The 22,103-nt window shown below is 40.5% G+C and carries 22 protein-coding genes; 21 read left to right on the forward strand and 1 reads right to left on the reverse strand.

Annotation, left to right across the window (positions count from 1 at the left end; translation table 11 throughout):
• Positions 1 to 9: 9 nt before the first annotated feature.
• The 13 genes from HMPREF0634_RS03315 to HMPREF0634_RS03375 all read left to right on the forward strand — a co-directional run bounded on the left by HMPREF0634_RS03315 (position 10) and on the right by HMPREF0634_RS03375 (position 12,714).
• Positions 10 to 1,380 (forward strand): cobyrinate a,c-diamide synthase, encoded by a 1,371-nt coding sequence (locus tag HMPREF0634_RS03315; protein ID WP_007788982.1) that lies wholly within the window; start codon positions 10 to 12, stop codon positions 1,378 to 1,380.
• 2 nt (positions 1,381 to 1,382) lie between these two features.
• Positions 1,383 to 2,423, forward strand: a complete 1,041-nt coding sequence (cbiB, locus tag HMPREF0634_RS03320; protein WP_007788955.1) for an adenosylcobinamide-phosphate synthase CbiB — start codon at positions 1,383 to 1,385, stop codon at positions 2,421 to 2,423.
• Positions 2,424 to 2,533: 110 nt separating this feature from the next.
• On the forward strand, positions 2,534 to 3,625 hold the full coding sequence (locus HMPREF0634_RS03325) for an aminotransferase class I/II-fold pyridoxal phosphate-dependent enzyme (protein ID WP_007789087.1): 1,092 nt from the start codon (positions 2,534 to 2,536) through the stop codon (positions 3,623 to 3,625).
• On the forward strand, positions 3,622 to 4,506 hold the full coding sequence (locus tag HMPREF0634_RS03330; RefSeq protein WP_007789089.1) for a GHMP family kinase ATP-binding protein: 885 nt from the start codon (positions 3,622 to 3,624) through the stop codon (positions 4,504 to 4,506). The genes HMPREF0634_RS03325 and HMPREF0634_RS03330 overlap by 4 nt, the downstream gene beginning before the upstream one ends.
• 3 nt (positions 4,507 to 4,509) lie before the next feature.
• Entirely contained in the window at positions 4,510 to 5,148 is a 639-nt protein-coding gene (locus HMPREF0634_RS03335; RefSeq protein WP_007789023.1) for a cobalt-precorrin-8 methylmutase, read from the forward strand.
• A 70-nt stretch (positions 5,149 to 5,218) separates the two neighbouring features.
• Positions 5,219 to 6,382, forward strand: a complete 1,164-nt coding sequence (gene cbiD, locus HMPREF0634_RS03340; RefSeq protein ID WP_040565711.1) for a cobalt-precorrin-5B (C(1))-methyltransferase CbiD — start codon at positions 5,219 to 5,221, stop codon at positions 6,380 to 6,382.
• 23 nt (positions 6,383 to 6,405) lie between these two features.
• Positions 6,406 to 7,125, forward strand: coding sequence for an SAM-dependent methyltransferase (locus tag HMPREF0634_RS03345; RefSeq protein ID WP_007789114.1), 720 nt, complete (start codon positions 6,406 to 6,408; stop codon positions 7,123 to 7,125).
• Positions 7,115 to 7,681, forward strand: coding sequence for a decarboxylating cobalt-precorrin-6B (C(15))-methyltransferase (locus HMPREF0634_RS03350; RefSeq protein ID WP_007789025.1), 567 nt, complete (start codon positions 7,115 to 7,117; stop codon positions 7,679 to 7,681). The genes HMPREF0634_RS03345 and HMPREF0634_RS03350 overlap by 11 nt, the downstream gene beginning before the upstream one ends.
• A complete protein-coding gene (locus tag HMPREF0634_RS03355) occupies positions 7,681 to 8,439 on the forward strand; it encodes a cobalt-precorrin-4 methyltransferase (RefSeq protein WP_007789007.1) in 759 nt (252 codons plus the stop codon). Before HMPREF0634_RS03350 ends, HMPREF0634_RS03355 begins: the two co-directional genes overlap by 1 nt.
• 8 nt (positions 8,440 to 8,447) lie before the next feature.
• Positions 8,448 to 9,647: a cobalt-precorrin 5A hydrolase gene (locus HMPREF0634_RS03360; RefSeq protein WP_007789077.1), complete on the forward strand. Its 1,200-nt coding sequence runs from the start codon at positions 8,448 to 8,450 to the stop codon at positions 9,645 to 9,647.
• 27 nt (positions 9,648 to 9,674) lie between these two features.
• Complete coding sequence (gene cobJ / locus HMPREF0634_RS03365) at positions 9,675 to 10,400, forward strand: precorrin-3B C(17)-methyltransferase (RefSeq protein ID WP_007789013.1); 726 nt, start codon at positions 9,675 to 9,677, stop codon at positions 10,398 to 10,400.
• Positions 10,397 to 11,161: a precorrin-6A reductase gene (gene cobK / locus HMPREF0634_RS03370; RefSeq protein WP_007789022.1), complete on the forward strand. Its 765-nt coding sequence runs from the start codon at positions 10,397 to 10,399 to the stop codon at positions 11,159 to 11,161. Before cobJ ends, cobK begins: the two co-directional genes overlap by 4 nt.
• An 8-nt stretch (positions 11,162 to 11,169) precedes the next feature.
• On the forward strand, positions 11,170 to 12,714 hold the full coding sequence (locus tag HMPREF0634_RS03375) for a cobalt-factor II C(20)-methyltransferase (RefSeq protein WP_007788985.1): 1,545 nt from the start codon (positions 11,170 to 11,172) through the stop codon (positions 12,712 to 12,714).
• 326 nt (positions 12,715 to 13,040) lie between these two features.
• Here HMPREF0634_RS03375 and HMPREF0634_RS03380 read toward each other — a convergent pair whose 3' ends face one another.
• Positions 13,041 to 14,144, reverse strand: coding sequence for a TDT family transporter (locus HMPREF0634_RS03380; RefSeq protein WP_050786344.1), 1,104 nt, complete (start codon positions 14,142 to 14,144; stop codon positions 13,041 to 13,043).
• A 153-nt stretch (positions 14,145 to 14,297) separates the two neighbouring features.
• Here HMPREF0634_RS03380 and HMPREF0634_RS03385 point away from each other — a divergent pair, with 153 nt between their 5' ends.
• From HMPREF0634_RS03385 to mgtE, 8 genes are all read left to right on the forward strand, one after another.
• Positions 14,298 to 15,203 (forward strand): patatin-like phospholipase family protein, encoded by a 906-nt coding sequence (locus tag HMPREF0634_RS03385; RefSeq protein WP_007788936.1) that lies wholly within the window; start codon positions 14,298 to 14,300, stop codon positions 15,201 to 15,203.
• 111 nt (positions 15,204 to 15,314) lie between these two features.
• A complete protein-coding gene (gene fba, locus HMPREF0634_RS03390) occupies positions 15,315 to 16,238 on the forward strand; it encodes a class II fructose-1,6-bisphosphate aldolase (RefSeq protein ID WP_007789001.1) in 924 nt (307 codons plus the stop codon).
• Between the two features lie 305 nt (positions 16,239 to 16,543).
• Positions 16,544 to 17,095, forward strand: coding sequence for a ribosome hibernation-promoting factor, HPF/YfiA family (gene hpf / locus HMPREF0634_RS03395; protein WP_007789017.1), 552 nt, complete (start codon positions 16,544 to 16,546; stop codon positions 17,093 to 17,095).
• Positions 17,096 to 17,241: 146 nt separating this feature from the next.
• Positions 17,242 to 18,300: a PhoH family protein gene (locus tag HMPREF0634_RS03400; protein WP_007789038.1), complete on the forward strand. Its 1,059-nt coding sequence runs from the start codon at positions 17,242 to 17,244 to the stop codon at positions 18,298 to 18,300.
• Positions 18,291 to 18,752, forward strand: a complete 462-nt coding sequence (ybeY, locus tag HMPREF0634_RS03405) for an rRNA maturation RNase YbeY (RefSeq protein WP_007789055.1) — start codon at positions 18,291 to 18,293, stop codon at positions 18,750 to 18,752. The genes HMPREF0634_RS03400 and ybeY overlap by 10 nt, the downstream gene beginning before the upstream one ends.
• Positions 18,753 to 18,938: 186 nt before the next feature.
• Positions 18,939 to 19,667, forward strand: coding sequence for a diacylglycerol kinase (locus HMPREF0634_RS03410; protein WP_040565714.1), 729 nt, complete (start codon positions 18,939 to 18,941; stop codon positions 19,665 to 19,667).
• A gap of 77 nt (positions 19,668 to 19,744) precedes the next feature.
• Entirely contained in the window at positions 19,745 to 20,647 is a 903-nt protein-coding gene (gene era, locus HMPREF0634_RS03415; protein WP_007788999.1) for a GTPase Era, read from the forward strand.
• A gap of 12 nt (positions 20,648 to 20,659) precedes the next feature.
• The gene (mgtE, locus tag HMPREF0634_RS03420) at positions 20,660 to 22,036 is read left to right on the forward strand and encodes a magnesium transporter (protein ID WP_007789109.1); all 1,377 of its coding nucleotides are present in this window, start codon (positions 20,660 to 20,662) and stop codon (positions 22,034 to 22,036) included.
• The last annotated feature ends 67 nt before the right edge of the window (positions 22,037 to 22,103 follow it).

Below are 22,103 nucleotides of genomic sequence, written 5' to 3' on the forward strand. Positions count from 1 at the left end.
AAGGTAGGTATGAAGAAGATTGTAATTGCAGGAACAGGAAGTGGCGTAGGCAAGACTACTATCAGCCTGGGTATAATGAAGGCCCTGGTAGATAGGGGTAAGTCGGTTCAAGCCTTTAAGGTAGGGCCAGACTATATAGATCCTAGCTACCACCAATATGTAACGGGTAGGTCGTCTAGAAACTTGGATTCCTACATGCTAGATGATGAACAGGTCAAGTATGTGTATAAGCAGGCATCCAAGAGGGCGGATATATCTATAATTGAGGGGGTTATGGGCCTATATGATGGCCTGGGAACAGATATCAATAAGCATTCGACATCCAAAATGGCAAAGACCCTGAAGGCACCAGTTATACTGGTAGTAGATGCCAAGGCTATGGGGTCATCCGTTGCAGCCATGGTCTTGGGCTACAAGCAACTGGACAAGGACCTTGATATTGTAGGTGTAATAGCCAATAATGTCAGGACCGAGAGACACTATGATATAGTCAAGACATCAATTGAAAAATATTGTGCCCTTGAGGTTTTGGGGTATATTCCACCTCTTGAGGACATAAGCCTAGAATCAAGACAGTTGGGCCTTGTGCCTAGTGGAGAAACAGAAGACTTGGACGAGAAAATAGATATTCTGGGCAGGTTGGTTGAAGACTATGTGGACGTTGATAGGATTATAGAGTTGTCAGAAAGTGAAGCTATAACGTCAAACTTTGAATTAAATATGTTTATAGAAGACCCTGATGTACGAGATTTGGCAAGGGGTAAAAGGATTGCCGTTGCCTATGACAAGGCCTTTAACTTCTATTATGACAGCAACCTTGAATTACTTGAAGATATAGGTGTGGAACTAGAGTTTTTCTCACCATTGGAAGATGAGTCTGTGCCTGAGGCCGATATTATATATATAGGTGGTGGTTTCCCAGAGGTTTTTGCTGACAAACTAGAGGCAAATAAGTCTATGAGGGATAGTATCTATAAGGTCTATGAAGCCAATAAACCAATCTATGCAGAGTGTGGCGGCCTTATGTATCTTGGTGAATATATGTTAGATATAGAGGGCAAGAAATACAAAATGGTCGGGGCAATAAAGGGATATAGCCAGATGGAAAAAAGATTAAAGAGGGTTGGCTATTGCCAGGCTACGGCTAAAGAAGATAATTTAATAGCCTACAAGGGTCAGCAGATATGTGGTCATGAATTCCACTATTCAAGCTTCCATTCAGACCTTGAAACTGCCTTTGAAATAGAGAAAATAGTAAATGAAAAAGTTATAGATAGGTGGGAAGGCGGTTATTTTACAAAGAATACCCTAGCCAGTTACCTGCATATCCATTTCTATAATAATTTAAGCCTTGTGTGTTATCTTTTGAGTAGGGACTAGTCATGTTTGATTTTTTGATGAGTGATGGAGTGTCTAGCTTTTTGCTCGTCTTTGGACTTGCATTCTTCCTAGACCTAATTGTTGGAGACCCTTACTGGTTTCCCCACCCGGTTATATTTATAGGAAAATTAGTATCCTACCTGGAAAAGGGGGCCAGGAGGTTTGTATATAAACTTTCTAGTCGGGGCCCTCGTCAGGAAAAAAAAAGTCTTATATCTGAGGCAAGGGGCCTGAAAATTTCGGGCCTGGTCATATGGATAGCCACAGTCGCTACCACTTACCTCTTTGCCTATATCTGGTCCCATATCTTTGATTTTAATACCTACCTGGATATGGGAATGACGACCCTAGCCATGTGTACCTGTCTTTCTACGAGGTGCCTGGCCTCTGAGTCAAAAAAGATATATAAGGCCCTAGACAAGGGGGATGTCAACCTGGCCAGAAAGCAACTATCTTATATAGTTGGTAGGGATACCAGGGACCTGGATGAGGGTCAGATAATCAGGGCCACGGTTGAAACCGTAGCTGAAAATACTGTAGATGGAAGCCTGGCACCCATGTTTTACTATATTTTGGGAGGCCTACCAATGGCCTTTGCCTACAAGGCAGTAAATACCATGGATTCTATGCTAGGCTATAAGAACGAGAAATACAGAGACTTGGGATTTTTCCCTGCTAGATTAGATGATGTCTTTAACTATATACCAGCCAGGCTATCACTCATATTCTTTGGCCTGGCCAGCCTGGTCCTGGCCTATGATTTCAAGGCCTCTATTAGGGTTGGACTTAGGGACAGGAAGAACCACACTAGTCCAAATTGTGCCTACCCAGAGGGGGCTGTAGCTGGGGCCCTGGGTGTAAGCTTGGGTGGAACAAATGTATACTTTGGTCAGGAGGTCTACAAGCCAAGTATAGGCGACCCAAAAAAGGACCTGGAACCAGGCGATATACTAAGGGCAAATAGACTCCTGTATGTGTCTAGCCTGGTGGGGCTTGTATTTTTTAGCCTTGCCTACCTGGTCATTAGGGCTATGCTAGCCTAGTTTATATAAGTTTTATAGCCCGGTTTGGGAATAGGCTTGACCTATTATTAAGTATGTTAAGGTAAAATAGGGTCTTGCATTTTGTGAAAGATAAATTTGGAGGTACTACCTTGGGTCACGGAGCTGATTTGGACAAGATAAAAAGAGAATACGGCATAAATGGGCCTATTATAGACTTTAGCTCAAATATTAATCCTATAATACCCCATGGACTGGACGAAATAATCCTGGAAAATATAGGTTCTATAAGGGTCTACCCTGATATTGAATATATGGACCTGAGGAGGGCAATAGGAAGCCATGTAGGGGGTATGGGACCTGAAAGTATATGTGTAGGCAATGGGGCGACTGAGCTTATATTCCTGTTTATGAAGCTGATAAGGGGGAATTTGGCAATTATAGGGCCAACTTTTTCCGAATATGCCAGGGCAGCCAGGTTAGCAGGCCTTGACTACAGGCTTATAAATATGGTGGCCAGGGATGGGACCTTTGAACTAGAAGGCTTTGAGGACCTGGACAAGATGGGGGACCTGGAGGCCATAGTGGTATGTAACCCCAATAATCCGGATGGGGCCTTGAGAAAGTTGGATGGATTAGTAGACTATTGCCGGTCGAGGTCGGTCAAGGTCTTGGTTGATGAAACCTTTATAGAGTTTTGTCAGGACTACGAGGCCTACACATCCTTAAATTACGATTACAAGGATATATTTATCCTAAGGGCAATGACTAAGTTTTATGGTATGCCAGGCCTTAGGGTGGGATATATTTTAAGTGAAAATAAAGACTTTATTGATAAGTTATATAGTATAAAAGAGCCTTGGACTGTTAATTCCATGGCTGAAAAAATAACGATAGAAGTGCTAAAAAGAGAGGTTGAAAGCAAGTATTTATTTGCTACAAATACTAGGTTGGCCTATAAAAAAGAGAGGGACTACCTTCTTGATAGGCTTGGTAAAATCAAGGGAATCAAGACCTATAAGACGGATACTGCCTTCATCCTAATAGAGATAGGAGAGGAAACCGGCTACACATCTGCCAGCCTAAAAGACACCCTAGTCAGGGATTATTCAATCCTGATCAGAGATGCCAGTAATTTTGATGGACTGGGTGCTAGCTTTGTAAGGGTGGCCATCAAGGATAGGAAGTCCAATGAAATCTTGATAGGGGCTCTTTTTAGTGTATTTGGAGGGGAAAACCTATGAAAAAGGGGTATGGAACCTGTCCAGCAACGTGTGGAGAGTTGGTTCAAGGTTATTCAAATAAAAGAGAATGTATCAGTTCCTACTGTATAGATATCTTTTCAAGGGCAATAATCACTGAAGGGACGGGTATGTCAAATAGGTATGTAAAAAATAAGAGGAAGTCTCTTGAGGCAATTGCTATGGTCCTAGACCATTTTGATATAGATAGGTCATGCCTGGATAAATTGTCCCTATCTATAAGGTCTAGCATACCTACAGGTAAGGGGATGGCTAGTTCAACTGCAGATATAGGAGCCAGTATAATGGCTATCTTGGATTACCTGGACCAGGATATGGATTCTGACTTGATTTCAAAGATTGTTGCCAGGGTTGAACCCACTGATTCCATATATAATGAGAATATCTGTATATTTGATCCACTTAAGGGCCAGGTTATAGATGACTTGGGTAAACTAAGTGTGAAAAAGGTCTTGATACTAGAGCCAGGCTTCAAGATAAATACGGTCAAACTGAGGATGAGGAAGGACTACTACAAGTGCCTGAGCGAAAATAGGGTATTGACTAGCCAGGCCTTTAAGAAACTCAAATATGGTATTGAAAATGACCATATGGAATCTATCAGGCAGGCCTGTGAGACCAGTGCCCTAGCCAATGAAAATATAAAAATCACCCCCTATCTAAGGGACTTGATAGAAATAGCCAGGGCCTGTGACTATAGCTTTTTAAATATATCACACACAGGGTCAACAGTAGGTATAGGCTTAAATGCCAAGACAGACCTAGATAGGTTGGAGTATGAAATAAGAAATTCCGAGATTTCTAAAGTATATAAAAAACAGTATATAAAAAATATAATTGATGGGGGTTTGAGAAGGAGGTAGCCAGTGGACTATATAAAGAATCCGGGAAAAATTGAAGAAAAAAGCTTTGAAATTATCCAGGCTATAATAGACGAAACCAGGCCTGACTACAAATTTTCATCAAAGATAGAAGAACTTATAATCAAGAGGGCTATCCATACGACAGCAGACTTTGATTATTTAGATATTTTAAAAATCTCAGAAGGGGTAGTTGAGACCATTGCTTATGCCCTAAAAAACGGTGCAACCATATATACCGATACTACCATGGGGCTGAGTGGCATAAACAAGAGGATTCTTGACGAACTGGGGGTTGGTTATAAGTGTTTGATTGCAGACCAGGAGACTGTTGATTTGGCCAAGGACAAGGGGATTACCAGGTCCATGGCAGCAGTTGAAATAGCAGCCAGGGATAAGAAGGATAAGATCTTTATCTTTGGAAATGCCCCAACAGCCCTTTATAAGGCCATAGAGATGAATAGTGAGGGGCTTTTAAATGCCTCTGCTATAATAGGTGTGCCAGTTGGTTTTGTGGGGGCAGAGGATTCCAAGGAAGCCCTGATGGAAACCGACATGGAATATATAGTTTCTAGGGGAAAAAAGGGCGGTAGCAATTTAGCTGCAGCCATTATAAACGCAATACTATACTATTATTTTACTTAAGGATTTTCTAACGATTCAGGTATTTTCTGATTTTAAATAATAGGATGAAGATGAGGGTGGTGACTAGATGATTGATGAATTTGTATATGTAGATGGAAAAAAATACCGTAGGGGATATACAAGTGGATCTTGTGCCTGTGGGGCTACAAAGGCTGCCCTTATAATGCTCTTAGAAAAAAGAAATATAAATGAAGTCAGGATAGGAACACCCAAGGGGGTAGACCTAGACTTGAAGATTGATAATATAAGCAGGGAAAAAGGCTGGGTCCAGTGCTCTGTCAAAAAGGATGGGGGAGATGACATAGATGCTACCCATGGTATGGATATTTTTGCCAGACTTGAGCTGGTCCAAGCTGACCAGGTGCCAGACTTCAGGTCTGACCTGGATTCAGACTACCTTTTCATAACATCTGGTCAGGGCATAGGCCGAGTGACTAAAAAGGGCCTGGATATAAGGCCAGGAAGACCTGCAATCAATAGGGTTCCCTTAAAAATGATACTTAAGGAGGTTCAAGAAACACTAGACGAAGCAGGTCTAGACATATATGACTACCTGGGTGGACGAAAAATTTTGGTGACCATATTTGCACCCCAAGGCCAGGAAATTGCCAAGAGGACCTTTAATAGTAATCTTGGAATAGAGGGGGGCATATCTATTATAGGGACGACTGGTATAGTAGAGCCCATGAGTGATGAAGGCTGGAAAAAGGCCCTGTCCGCTGAACTAGCCATTAAGAGGGCTGAAGGCAGGGAGACCATAATCCTAGTACCAGGAAATATTGGCAGGGATATAATGGCCAAGTCTTATGGGGCAGACTTGGATGGAATAGTAAAGATGAGTAATTTTATAGGCTATATGCTGATGGAAACTAAACGTCTGGGTTTTAAGAAGGTTATCATAGGTGGCCATATAGGCAAGTTGATTAAATTATCTGGTGGTATCACAAATAGCCACAGCAGGGTGGCCGATGCTAGGAGTGAGATAATGGTGGCCAACCTAGCCCTCTTGGGGGCACCTTTAGAACTTTTGAAAGAGGTTGATGCCTGTTTGAGCACAGATGCCATGGTAGATATAATCAGGGATGCAGGCTATAGTAAGGTATTTAAGGTTCTTGCAGACAAGGCTGCCAGCAAGGCCAAAGTATATATGAGGTTGGGGCAAGAGGACCATATGGATATAGAAGTTTACCTGTTTTCTATGGATGGAAGTCTCTTGGCCAAGTCTCAAATCTAGACTAGGCTCTAGGAGGAGGTTTCATGGTATATGTAGTTGGAGTTGGCCCAGGTTCAGGTCTTTACCTGACCAGGGCAGGAGAAGATATAATTAAAAGGTCCCAACTGGTAATAGGCGGGAAGAGGAACATAGATTTTATAAGATCCAGCATTGGACTATTAGAAGGTCAAGCCCTATATATCTTAGGTCCAGACCTGGCCAGCATGATGGACCAGATAAATAGAAATCCAGATAAGGATATAGTGGTCCTGGCTTCAGGTGACCCCTCAATCTATGGGATAGCAGACTATATCAATAGACATATGCCTGGAAGGAAGGCCTTAGGTGATGAATATGATGTTAGCCCTAATCAGGGGTTTCATATGTATAAAAGTGTTCAAGATATGGCTAGTAAGGATCTTGTAATAGTACCGGGAATAAGTTCTATCCAATATGCCTTTTCGGTATTTCAAATACCTATGAATGACCTATATATTACCAGTAGCCACGGCAGGCAACCGGACTATGACTTTATTTTTGTGCATGACAAGGTAGCCATCCTGACTGACTCCAAGATAGGGCCAAGACAGATAGCCCAAGAAGTCAAAGTCAGGGGTTTAGACTATAGTTTTTATGTGGGTGAAAACCTGTCTTATCCCGACCAGAGGCTGACAGTTGGGTCTGCAGATGATATTTTGGCCAGGGACGACTATGATATGTGCCTGGTAATACTGATAAGGTGGAGAAAAGACGATGAAAAATAGTGAATTTATAGTTGGCAAAGTACCTATTACCAAGGAAGAGGTCAGGGCAATATCCCTGGCCAAGCTAGACCTATCAGGGGTCTGTAATTTCTTGGATATAGGGTCTGGGACTGGCAGTGTTACAGTTGAAGCCGCCCTTAAAAATAAGGATATAAGGGTAACTTCAATAGAAAAGGACCAGGCCGCCCTAGACTTGACTAGACTTAATATAGAAAAATTTGGCTTAAAAAATGTGGTCCAGGTTGATGGAACAGCCCCATTAGACCTGGAAGAAGCAGGTTTGGATACCTGCTACCAGGCCATATTTTTAGGTGGAAGTGGTGAAAATCTTGAGGATATTTTGACCTGGTCCTACCAGATCTTGGACCAGGGTGGCAAGTTAGTGTCTAATTTTATCCTGTTGGAAAATGCAATAAAGTCCTATAAGATAATGGAAGAAATAGGTTTTAAAAATATAGACCTAGTCCAGGTTGGGGTATCTGTACTAGAAAAACTAGGTGGGGGTCACTACCTCAAGCCTAGAAACCCAATTGTAATTATAAGTGGAGAAAAGTAATGGAAAAAATATACTTTGTGGGAGCAGGGCCTGGTGACAAGGACTTGATTACCTTGAAGGGCTACAAGCTCTTGAGTCAGGCTGACATAGTAATATATGCGGGGTCCTTGGTTAATCCAGACCTCCTAGACTACTGCAAGTCAGGGGCCAGACTATACGATAGTGCCGGAATGAACTTGGAAGAAATTATTGACCTAATGAGGGAGGGGGCTGAAAAAGACCTCCTGGTAGTCAGGCTACAAACAGGTGATATCTCAATATACGGATCAATAAGAGAACAGGCCGAGGAATTGAAAAAACTAAATATAGGCTACGAGTCTGTGCCAGGTGTAAGTTCATTTCTAGGGGCTGCAGGGGCCTTGGGTATAGAATATACGGTCCCAGAAGTTTCCCAAAGTTTGATCATTACAAGGATAGAGGGAAGGACACCTGTACCAAAACTAGAAAGTCTTAAGTCCTTTGCTAGCCACCAGACTTCTATGGCCATCTTCCTATCTGTCCAAAATATAGATGGTGTGGTAGACCAACTCCTGGAGGGAGGCTATCCAGCCGATACACCTGTGGCAGTGGTCTATAAGGCAACCTGGCCAGACCAAGACCTTGTAAGGGGAACCTTGGAGGATATAGCTGGCAAGGTCAAGGAGGCTGGTATAAAAAAGACAGCCCTGATCCTTGTGGGCAGGTTCTTGGGACATGAATACAATTATTCTAAGTTATATGATAAGTACTTTGGTCATGAGTACAGGGATTCGATATAGGTGTTGGTATGAGGATAAGATATATATATTTGACTGACCAGTCAAGGCAACTTGCCCAAAGGATAAATTTGCTTATGGCTGATGATTTTTTGGAAGTCAGTGGCCATGACTACGGTAAAAAAATTGAGTCTGAGATAATTTCATATGGTGATTTTAAGGCCCAGTCATCCAGTATTTTTAGGGAATCAGACTGCCTGGTATTTATAATGGCAAGTGGCATAGTGGTTAGGGCTATAGCAGGCCACCTGGTTGATAAATTTACAGACCCGGCAGTATTGGTTGTGGATGAATTGGGTATAAATGTTATAAGCCTATTGTCTGGCCACATGGGTGGGGCCAATGAATTTTGTAGGCTGATAGCTACTAGGATAGGGGCAAACCCTGTAATCACTACGGCTACTGACATCAATGGCAAGGCTGCCTTTGATATGCTTGTTAAAAAGATGTGGGCAAATGTGGATAAGTTAAGGGGCTTGAGCCTGGATATAAATTCAGCCCTTTTGAAAGGTGGGGATATCTACCTTTATATAGACCCAGACTATAGGACATATTTTAAGGAAGAAGAATTGAAGGGTTTTAGCCTAGTAGATGACCTTAAAGACCTAATAACCCTGGGAAAAAATGGAATAAGAGACAAAGAGTTTGATAATAAGACAGATAAGACAATATACAATGAGCTGGATAAAAAAACAGAGAATAAAACAGAGAATAAAGCAGAAAACAAAACAGAAAATAATATAGATATTAAAATAGATAGTAAACATAATAAGATAGTAATCAGTGATAAGCTAGATGTCTGCGAGTTTGCAAAAGAACATGGTTGGGTCCTGGTAGTTCCTAGGAGGAACGTACTAGGCCTGGGGTGTAGAAAAAACACAGACTCAAACCTATTTGAGGGGGAGGTCTTGAGATACCTATCAGAAGCCAATATAGATGTAAGGTCTATTGGTAGGGTGGGCACTATTGACCTGAAAAAGGATGAGGCCTGTATTCTTGACTTTTGTCGTAAATATGGGATAAAAAGTGATTTTTTTTCCCCGAAAGACCTAGCAGATCACCAGGATATATATGAAAAATCTGAGTTTGTAAAAAAGGTTACGGGTGTCTATTCTGTAGCCCAACCGGCCTGTCATATATTGGCAGGGGGAAATCTCTTGGGGCAAATGTACAGGGACAAGGGGATTACCCTGGCCCTAGGTAGATGGTAGGACCGGATTTTTTAGAAAGGAATAAAGATGATATATGTTGTAGGAATAGGGCCTGGAAACAAGGAGTTTATGACTCTAGAAGCCCTAGAAACTATTAAAAAGTGTGACATAATTATAGGATACAAGACCTATATAGGTTTGATAGAAGACCTCCTGGCTGGCAAGACTGTACTGGAAAATGGGATGAGACAGGAGGTGGATAGGTGCAAGAAGGCCTTAGACCTGTCAGCCCAGGGACATAGGGTTGCCTTGATAAGTGGCGGTGATTCTGGTGTATATGCTATGGCAGGCCTGGTATATGAGCTTAACTCTAAACTTGACAAGAGGGAAGAAATAAGGGTAGTTCAGGGGGTTACTTCAAGTATATCCGCAGCAGCAAGTCTGGGTGCACCCCTTATGCATGACTTTTGCCAGATAAGTTTGAGCGACCTGATGACTGATTGGAGCTTGATAGAAAAGAGGCTTGAACTGGCATCCATGGCTGACTTTGTCATCTGTATATACAATCCTAAGAGCAAGGGGAGGCCAAATCATTTGAAGAGGGCCTTTGAAATAATGCAGGTCTATAAGCCAGCAACTACACCTGTTGGCATAGTTAAAAATGCGGGTAGGACCAATGAAGAAAAGTATATAAAAACATTGGAAAGTATCGATTTTGAAGTCTGTGATATGTCAACTATGATAATAGTTGGTAACAAGGAAACATATATTGATGGAGATAAGATAATCACTCCGAGGGGGTATGGAATATGATATTGGTTTTAGGTGGAACCTCAGATAGTTTAAAGATATGCGATAGGCTAAACCAAATAGGTATAAGCGACTTTGTCCTATCTGTAGCGACTGAATTTGGCAAGGACTTGGCCCTTGAGCATGCAAAAAATATAATAAACGGCAAGATGGATAAAAAAGAAATGGTTGAATATATACGGGACAAGGGAATCAGGCAGGTAATAGATGCTACCCACCCCTATGCGATCGAGGTATCTAGAAATGCAATAGAGGCCTGTGACCAGACCGATATCAAGTATATTAGGTTTGAGAGGAAGTCTTTACTGGATGAAATAAAATACCAGCAGGAGTATGTGGTTGATACGATTGAAGAGGCCTGTGATATGGTTATGAAAAATAAGAACTGGGAAAATGTACTTATAGCTACAGGAAGCAAGAACTTGGCTACCTATGTCAAACTCCTTAAGGGGAAAAAACTAGTTGCCAGGGTACTTCCAACCAGTGAAGTAATCAGGAGTTGTGAGGCTATGGGTCTAAATGCTGACAATATAATAGCCCTTAAAGGTCCCTTTAGCAAGGATATAAACGTGGCCCTCCTAAAGCATTCCAAGATAGAGGTGGTAATCACCAAGGAAAGTGGCTTTGCAGGTGGTTTTATAGACAAGATTGAAGCCTGTGAGGAACTGGGTATACCGGTGATAATAATTAGGAGAAGGACTATAGACTATCAGAGGATGATTCATAGCATAGATGAAATAGAAGAAGGATTGATATTTGGCTAGGAGGCGTGATGGAAGATATGAAGAACAAGAAGGCCTTGTTGGTTATCAGTTTTGGGACAACCCATATGGATACCAGGCAGAAGACTATAGAGACCTGTGAAAAAAAGTTGAGGGATAGATTTACCGACTTTGACTTTTATAGGTCATGGACATCTAAGATGATTATAAAGAAGTTGAAAAATAGGGACAATGAAGAAATTCTATATCCTAGTCAGGCCCTAGACCTGCTCTTAGAAAAGGGCTATAAAGAGGTATACATCCAGTCTCTTCACCTGATCTGTGGTGAAGAGTACAACAAGATGATGAACATAATAGACAACTACAGGCACAAGTTTGACAAGATACTTGTGGGTAGGCCCCTACTGACTAGCCTAGAGGACTATGACTATGTGACCGACCTAATAAAGGAAGTAAGTCTTGAAGATACCAAGTCTGATGATAAAAAATCAGCTAGTGTATGGATGGGCCACGGAACAGGCCACCATGCCCATGCCTCCTATGCAGCCATAGACTACAGGTTGAGTAGGAACTCTATTAAGGCCTATTTGGCTACTATAGAAGGCTACCCTGAAATAGAAGATATGATATTTTTCTTGAAAAAGGACGGTATAGAAAAGATCCACCTTAGACCCTTCCTCCTGGTAGCTGGTGACCATGCTAAAAATGACATGGCAGGTCAGGAAGACGATGATTCCTGGTTGAATATATTGAAGGCAGAAGGTTTTGAGGTAGAAGTCCACATGGAAGGTATAGGTGAATTTGAGTCTATCCAGGACAAGTTTGTCGAAAATCTGACAGATGCCATAGAAGAGGAAAATGAGATAGGCCTGCTTGATCAAGACCTGCCACTTGAGGGTGGTAAGTTTTATGGTATAGGAACAGGGCCGGGGGACAGTAAGTTGATGACTGTCAAGGCAGTAAAAACCCTGGATAAATTAGACATACTCTACCTGCCCCAGGCAAGGATTGGTGGAGATAGTAGGGTCAGGAAGATAGTAGACCCCTACCTAAGGCCAGACCTTGTTCTAAAGGAAAGGCACTTCCCTATGTCATATGATAACCAGGAGAAAATAGAGTCTTGGGATGCCATATCCAGGGAGATAATAGATGATGTAAGAAATGGTAAAGAGGTAGGTTTTGTCAGTCTGGGAGATCCTATGTTGTACTCTACCTATGTATACCTACTAGACAGGCTGGTGGACAAGGTTGATATTGAAACAATACCAGGTCTTAGTTCTTTTTCAAATATAGCAGCAACAAATAATTTCCCTTTGGCAATGGATACAGACCCTATGGTAATATACCCTTGTACAGGTTCTATGAAAGAAATATCAAGAGCAGTCGATTCGTTTGACTCCATAGTCTTGATGAAGGTATACAAAAAATGTAAGCAGATAATAGAAATGCTAGAAGCCAAAGGATTGGCAGACAAGTCCATTATGGTATCTAACTCTGCCATGGATGGAGAAGAGGTATATAGGGATATAAGCCAGGCGAAGGACCTGGATACCTATTCTTATTTCACCACTATAATAGTCAACAAAAAGAACTAGTAAATGGTCAGGCAGGAAGCTTAAAGAAGCAAAAGAAATAAAACTAATAATTAATGGAAATATAATGGTGATAAGGCTTTAATAAAAGGTCCAAGTGGGATTTTTATTATTTAAAGCCTTTTTCCTGTGTAAATTATATTAAAATTTCGTGTTTGGTTTCAAATTCAAGACAAAAAAACATTGATAGTAATGGGATTCCCCCAAGTCTTGCTACTTAGAGGGTGCTTACTATCAATGCTAAAGCTTGCAGGTTTAAAATCTAACCCAGTTTATAATATTAATACTTCCATTAAGGAAGGAGACTTGTAGGCCTAGCAAGATAAATACTAGTCTATCAGGTCTTCTAAATTATAGGATTTATCATCAGGATCTTTTTTTGTATCCTTACCAGGGACTTCTGTATGACTGTCTTTCTTTCTATCCCTGTTCTTCCTTTTCTCGTTTTTCTTTAACTTTTTCTGAAGTTCATGTAGGTTGAGCTTCTGAGTATTCTCAAGAACTCTCTGCTTATGGACTTCCGGATCTTCCAATATACTAATAAAACTTGCAAGTAGCATAAAGGCTCCTATTATAAAGCTCAGGACATATTCACCATAGATTATATAGGTAATTATATCAGACCCCATCTTGTGTCCTATTAGGTAGGACAAGAAGAATTTAGAAGCATAGGCTATCATAGCCACTGCAACAGCATAGCAGGACCAAGTAGGGAAAAATCCGTCAAATAAGTGTATTATCATGTTTACAATAACAAAGACCAAGGTCGCCTGTATAGCAAAAAACATAATCCATAGGCTATTGGCATATATACCTGAAGATAGACCTATATAGGCTGGCAGTATAATGCTCAAAGGCATGGATATCAGTGCTATAAGTGGTCTAGCTGCTATGGTAGTATCCCTCTTGAAAAACCTGGTTAAAATAGGTAGTATCAAGATGATGGATATAAAAATAGTGTAGTAGTAGACTGCCTTACCGTAGATGTCCATACCGAAATCCTTGCAGGTAATGGCTGACATGCCTAGGCCTGCATAGACCATAAACCAGCTAGGGAAGACATACTTTATCCTAAAGTTAAAGACGTATTTAATTGTAAATATGATTAAGATTACCGTTTGAATGACGACACCTGCTACCCAAAAATAAAGGTTGGCCTTGTCAAACAACTCCTTCATCCATACAGATATCATTATCAATGACATAGGAAAAGATGAGAAGAGGGATAGGCCTACGGGTGACTTTATGCTAGTGTAAAAGCTAACTGGATTCAAGAACATCTTGGCTATAGTTAGAATTAGTAGTATCAGGGCTACTATCATACACATGTCACTCAAAAAAGGAATCAAGCCCTTGAATATATTTCCTAGAAGTACCCAAGCCAGGGCCAAGGCCGTAATTGGTAGGGGCATTCTAGCTATAAACTTTCTCAAAAAACCACCTCTTATTTTAAATAACTATATAATATTTCTATACACCCTAGTAATTATAGCACATTTATTAGGATATTACTATAAATTTGATTAATGGGGCCTGATATAGTAAAATTGTAGTAAGGATTATGCCTATAAAGAAGGAGGGCACTTATGAATAGGAAGATATTTTCAAAGATAGATAAGATACCAAGGGGGAGGGCTACAGACAAGGTAAGCAAGGTCTGCCTGGTCCTTGAAGGAGGAGCCTTTAGGGGCCTTTATGGAGAAGGGGTACTGGATGCCCTGATGCTGGCCGGTATAAATGCAGAGTGCACTATAGGTGTATCTGCAGGAGCCATGAACGGCATGAATTATGTGTCTGGCCAGATTGGACGTGCAGCCAGAGTCAACCTTACCTACAGGCATGACAGTAGGTATATAGGTCTAAAGGCAATTAAAAATAATGGGGGAATGGTTGGCTTTGACTTTGTTATGAACCATATAGAGGAAGAAATATTTGATGAGGAAGCCTTTTTTGACCCAAGACAAAAATTTGTGGCTGTTGCTACAAATTGTCTGACTGGTCAGTCGGAATACTTTGATAGGGACCAGATGGGTTCAAAAATATATGATGCTGTCAGTGCGTCTGCAAGTATGCCTTTTATCTCAAAAATGGTGGAAATAGATGGAGTTCCCTACCTGGATGGGGGATGTAGCAACAAGATACCATATAGGTGGGCCCTGGACCAGGGTTACGAAAAAATAATAGTAGTAAGGACTAGGCCTAGCTCATTTAGGAGGAAGTTAAAGTCCAACCACCTGGTTACAAGTAATGTATACAGGTCCTACCCTGAATTTGCCGAGGTCCTGGCCAGGAGTGACAAGGACTACAACAGGCAGTGTGATGAGCTAACAATCTTAAATTCACAGAAGAGGCTTTATGTTATAAGTCCCTCAGTCTATATGGATGTAAGCAGGATGGAGGGAGACCTGGAAAAGTTAGGCCAACTATACAAAATGGGCTTTAATGATACGGCAAGACAGATAAAGGATATAATGGCCTACATATACCTATAAGTTAATTGGGATAGACCCTGGGTTTATTTTTAAAAAAGTTGTTCATGAAGCAATTTTTTTTGGTATAATAAGGGTGATGGGTAAGTTTTAAAAGTTTATAAGGAGGAAATTATGGCATTAGTAAATACTAAAGAAATGTTCAAGAAGGCATATGAAGGTGGATATTCTATAGGAGCTTTTAACATTAGTGACTTAGAACAGTTACAGGGTGTATTAGAGGCTTGTAAGGAAAGAAATTCTGCTGTTATAATCCAGGCTTCAAAGTCTGCTATATCATATGCAGGTATCGATACACTAGTGAAGTTGGTAAAGGCTGCTTCTGATGAAATCGGAGTTGACTGTGCCCTACACCTAGACCATGGTCCAAACTTTGAAATGGCTAAGAAGTGTATTGATGCTGGATTTACTTCAGTTATGATAGATGGTTCTCATCTTGACTACGAAGAAAATGTAGCTATTACTAAGCAGGTTGTTGAATATGCACATCCAAAGAATGTTACAGTTGAAGCTGAGCTAGGTGTATTGGCTGGTACAGAAGATGATGTTACATCTGATGTACACAAATATACGGAGCCAGACCAGGCGGTAGACTTTGTAAATAGAACTGGTGTTGATTCACTAGCTATAGCAATCGGTACTTCTCACGGAGCTTTCAAGTTCAAGGGTGAAGCTAAGTTAAGATTTGATATACTAGAAGAAATCCAGTCTAAGCTACCAAACTATCCGATCGTACTTCACGGTGCATCTGCTGTTGACCAGGATGCTGTTGCTACTTGTAACAAGTTCGGTGGTGATATAGCTGGTGCTAAGGGTGTTCCAGTAGAAATGCTAAGAAAGGCATCTGAAATGGCTGTTTGTAAGATCAATATGGATACAGACCTAAGACTTGCAATGACTGCAGCTATCAGAAAGTTCATGGCAGAAAATCCTAAGGAATTCGACCCAAGAAAGTACCTAGGTGCTGGTAGAGATGCAATAAAGGACGTTGTTCTTGGTAAGATAGATACTGTACTAGGTTCTAAAGACTCTCTTTAAGAATTACTTTAGGAGCCAGTATATTTATTTAAATAAACGAGCATAACCATAACTTATAAATAATTAGAAACTTTTAGGGGAGGCTATGCCTCCTCTTTTTTGATAAAATCAAGTGGTTGAGGCTTGTAAGGTTTGCTGTATTCAGACAAAAAAATAGGGGAGTTGATTAAAAACTCGCCCTCACATCCATTATACAACAAAAAAGATGTAAATTAAAGACTTTAATTAGTTATAGATATCGATTATACTTAAAATAAGAAGTAAATAGGTTGAATTACCAGCCTATACCGAAGGGAGTTGTTTTTATGAAAATAACAGTATCTGGAAAAAAGATAAAATTGACTGATGGCATTACAGGTTATATCGACAAGAAGTTCAGCAAGTTAGAAAAGCTGCTTGACCCTGAGGCAGAATTAAGAGTTACGGTAAGTGCAAATAAGAAGGAAAAACAGAAGGTTGAAGTTACTCTCGACAGCATTAATGGACATGTTGTAAGAGCAGAAGATGTACAGGATGACTTGTATTCAGCTATAGACCTTGTAAGTGATAAGTTAAATAGACAGATTGTAAAATACAAGAATAAATTCAAGACTAGGGGAGCAGGAAATTCAACTATCAGGTTTGAAAACTTTGATGAATTGGTTGAAGAAGAGATTGATATTCTACCAGGAGATTCTGAACTGGTATTTGAGAGAAAAAAGAGGTTTAACCTTAGACCAATGTCAGCAGAAGAGGCTGTATTGCAGATGAACCTACTTGGACATGACTTCTTCCTATTCAAAGATCAGGATACATTTGAAGTTTGCCTGGTTTATAGAAGGGGCGACGGGGGCTATGGCCTGATTGAACAAGAATGATGAGACTCCTGAGAGGGTTGACATATAGAGGTTTGTTTCACAAATCTCACATATTTTTTAGAGGACAGTGCGTAAGTACTGTCCTCTATCCTTTTAGCAATATATTTGATATAATGGGTATATACGATTAAAATAGAGGTGATAACTTGATAATACAAAAGCAATTTCAAATTTACGAGCCTAAATTTGAACATGAATTATTTGGAAATTTTGATGAAAATATAAAACTTATAGAAAAAAACCTAAATACAGATATCCTACTTAGGGAGGGTACAATAGTAGTTCTTGGAGAGGAAAAGAATGTTGAAACAACCCTGGAACTCTTGGGTCAACTACATAGGATGGTAGAAGTAGGCAAGACTCTAGATAGGCAGGCCATAGTCTATGCCATAGACCTCCTATTTGGGGGTAGCCAGGACAGGATAAAAGAGTTAGAGGACACTATAGTCATAACTAAAAAGGGTAATCCAGTCAAGCCAAAGACCCTGGGACAAAAGGAGTATGTCAACCTGATTGAAAACCATGACATTACATTTGGTATAGGGCCAGCAGGTACTGGTAAGACTTATCTTGCAGTTGCCATGGCGGTCAAGGCCTTCAAGTCTGATGAGGTTACAAAGATAATTTTGACCAGGCCGGCTGTAGAAGCAGGGGAAACACTTGGATTTTTACCAGGTGATATGAAGGACAAGGTAGACCCATATTTGAGGCCCCTTTATGATGCCTTGTTTGATATGTTTGGACCAGACAAGTTCAACAAGTTCCTTGAAAGGGGAATTATAGAAGTGGCCCCCCTGGCCTTTATGAGGGGTAGGACACTAGACAACGCCTTTATTATCCTGGATGAAGCCCAGAATACTACACCAGAGCAGATGAAGATGTTTTTGACCAGACTGGGTTTTGGTTCAAAGGCTGTAGTGACAGGGGACATCACCCAAACTGACCTTCCTAGGTCCAGACAGAGTGGCCTGGTCCAGGCTATAAGGATACTAGAGGGTGTAAAGGGTATAGGTTACAAGGAATTGACTGAAAAGGACGTTGTCAGACATGAACTGGTTCAGAGGATTATCAAAGCCTATGCCAAGCATGAAAAGAAACTTGAATTTAAGGAAAAGTCTAGTGAAAGAAAGAGGCCTAGAGATGATAGGTCTGGAGATAAGAATAATGACTCGAGGGGAAAGAGCAGGGACAAAAAATGGAAATAATTTTTGAAGATAGACAGGATTTTGTAAAATTAGACCAGGATATAATGGATAAAATTGAGGCGGTAATCTTGGAAGTATTAGCATATGAGGGTTATGATGATGACTATGAAGTGAGCCTATCCTTTGTATCAAATGATGAGATTAGGGAGATAAACAGGGACTACAGGAATATAGACAAGGTGACTGATGTCCTATCCTTTCCAATGTATGATGGGGAGGAAGTAGATGTAGACTTTGGAGCCATATCCCTAGGTGATATAGTGATTTCAATAGAAAGGGCAGCTGACCAGGCCAAGGACTTTGGCCATAGTTTGGAAAGAGAGGTCTGTTTCCTGGTATGTCATAGTATGTTCCACCTACTTGGCTATGACCATATGGAAGAGGAAGAGGCCAAGGAGATGCATGCCAAGGAAGAGGATGTACTCAGCCAGCTAGGGATTACTAGAAACTAAAAACAATGGGGGATTTGTATGAGTAAAGACCTAAAAGATGACAAAAGTATTGATAAAATAGACCTTGAAGATATAGATGAAATGCTTATTGATGACTCAGATATATCGGATTCCAAGGAAGATAAGAAATCCTATAAGCCGGACAAGGAAAAGATCAAGGAAGAAAAGGACAGGGAAAGATACAAGATTTTTAAGAAAAATAAGGACAAGAAGATCAAGCAGGGCTTTACCAAGTCTGTAAATGCAGCCATTGATGGCATCCTGTATACCTTCAGGAGTGAGAGGAATATGAAACTCCACTACCTGGCATGTTTCCTTGTCCTAATAGCCAGCCTATTTTTTGACTTTTCAAAGATGGAATTTATAGTTCTATTGGGGGCTATAACCATGGTTGTAATAACAGAGATGATAAATACTGCTGTAGAAAAGACCGTAGACATGGTAACCCAGGAGTACAATCCTCTGGCAAAGATAGCCAAGGACGTAGCAGCAGGGGCAGTTTTGGTATCGGCTATATACTCAGTAGGTGTGGCCTATATACTTTTTTATAAAAAGCTTACCCTATTGACAGGTAACCTGGTATACAGGATAAGGGAGTCAGAACTCCATATCACACTTATCTGTATAGTGGTGGTCCTGATAGCTGTAGTAGTGGTTAAGGCCATTACCTTTACGGGTACACCCCTAAAGGGGGGAATGCCTAGTGGACATGCTGCCCTAGCCTTTGCAATAGCAACATCTATTACCCTGATGACTGAGAGGGTTGAGGCTTCATCTTTGGCCTACCTGATGGCACTTTTGGTAGCCCAGAGTAGGATTGAGGGTAAGATACACACCTTCTGGGAGACGGTCGCAGGAGCCATACTGGGTACCCTGGTGGCCATAGTTATATTCCAGTTGGGCTTGTTTTATTAAAATTTGAAAAATACTACCGTATATGGTATAATTAAAATGTTTTATCAAAATAAAAATAGGCATATAAGGAGAAATATATGGAATATAAATCGGGTTTCGTCAGCATAGTAGGTCGACCTAATGTAGGAAAGTCTACCCTGATGAACAACATGGTAGGTGAGAAAATCGCCATAATGAGCGATAAACCTCAGACTACAAGAAACACCATCCAGGCTGTATATACAGATGACCAGGCTCAAATAGTATTCTTGGATACACCAGGTATACACAAGCCAAAGAACAAGCTGGGCCAGATGATGGTAAAGTCAGCAGAAGAATCTTTCAAGAATGTAGATTGCATCCTCTTTGTAGTCGATGACTCTGACAAGATTGGCAAGGGAGATTCAATGATCATAGAAAACCTAAGAAAGGCAAAAGTTCCTGTTTTTCTTGTGATCAACAAGGTTGATAAGATTGCCAACAAGGAAGAGATATTTGACCTGATAAAGATGTATGATCAGGAGGGCCTATTCAAGGAAATAATACCGGTATCAGCCCTAAAGGGTTCAAATGTCGACAGCTTGATAAAGGCTATAAAGCAGACCCTGGATCTAGGGCCAAAGTATTTTCCTGACTACATGGTTACAGACCAGCCTGAGAGGGTCCTGGTTGCCGAACTTATCAGGGAGAAAGTACTCCAGTACACTAATGATGAGGTTCCTCATGGCATAGCAATTGAAATAGAAAAGATGAAGGCCAGGAAGGACAAGGACATAGTAGATGTATCAGCAGTTATCTACTGTGAGAGAAACTCCCACAAGGGTATCATCATAGGCAAGAATGGAAGAAAGCTAAAGGGAATAGGAAAATCAGCGAGAGAAGAAATAGAATTTTTATTGGATACAAGGGTTAATCTCCAATTATGGGTTAAGGTTAAGGAAAATTGGAGAAACATGACTAATTTTATTACTGATTTTGGTTTAAATGAAAATAGAGATTAAAAGGTGGTTATGATGGATAAGAAACAGGACTCGGCGCGAGAGTTGTACAATGAAGTTAAAGAAATGATTGATAAATCCAAGCTCATTGAGTTAAAGGAGACCTTGGAAGAGTACCATACGGTAGATATATACGATGTATTGATGGAGTTAGATGAAGTAGACAGGGTCAAGTTATTTGAAATCCTGCCTTTAGATACGGCTGCATCAATCCTTGAAGAATGTGAATTAGACCTATTTATGGAATTGATTTCAGAAATGGATCCAGACCATGTAAGGAGTATATTTGAGGAAATGTCACTAGGTGACCTGGCAGATATATTGAGAGACATGGGTGAAGAAGAGAGAGAAAAGATTCTTGATATGGTCAACAAGGAAGATGAGACTGAATTGAGAGAACTCTTGGCCTATGTGGATGAAACTTCTGGTTCAACTATGAGGAAGGGTTATGTGACTATAAACAAAAACCTAAATGTCCAGGAAGCTATCAAGCACATAAGGGCAGAGGCAGTTGATGCAGACTCAATCTACTACATATACGTACTCGACAATGATCAGAAACTGGTAGGTGTACTTTCCCTGAGAGAACTATTCCTAGCCAAGGACTCAGAGATAATCGAGGACATAATGATGGAAAATGTCAGGTCTGTAAATGACAATGACGATAGGGAAGAGGCCGTAAAGATAGTTTCTAAGTATAACCTTGTTGCAGTGCCAGTTGTTGATGACGAAGGTATCCTAAAGGGTATCATAACTGTAGATGACATTATAGATGTTATGGAAGAAGAGGCTTCAGAGGACCTTTATAAGATCGCAGGAAGTAGCGAGAGAGAGAGGGACACTGATGAAGATGACAACTCTACCCTAGGCCAGCAGATTATATCATGCGTGAGGGGTAGGATAGGATGGTTGGTATTGACAGCCATTATCTCATTTATAGCTGCTATAGTTTTTATGAATTTTAAGAAGGTGATAGACAAGAACCTTATAGAGTTAATATTCTTAGCGCCTTTAGTAGTGGCTATGGGAGGTAGTGTTAGCAGTCAGTCATCATCTGTAACAGTAATAAATTTAACAGACAAGGACAAGGGCGTAGACGGAGTTCTAATACTTAAAGAGATCATAAGTAGTATGATAAATGGTATTCTTATAGGTATAATAGCAGTTGTTTTATTGGCCCTATTTATAGGAAAGCCTGAAATAACAATGGTGGTTGCCTTAACTGTCCTGATAAATATGGTACTAGGAGCATGTGCAGGTACCCTATTACCTATTATCCTGGCTAAGATGGATTCAGATCCAACAGCAATCTTCTCGCCGATAATGGCAGTCTTGATGGATGTAATAGGTATATGTGTTTATTATGTAATGATAAACATATTCTTAATGTAGATATAATTAGATGATGGTATTAGATAGCTAAATTGGAATGAGAATTGCAATTTAGCTATTTTTGTTA

This window comes from Peptostreptococcus stomatis DSM 17678 (genome assembly GCF_000147675.1).
In the GTDB taxonomy this organism is placed as follows: Bacteria; Bacillota; Clostridia; order Peptostreptococcales; family Peptostreptococcaceae; genus Peptostreptococcus; species Peptostreptococcus stomatis.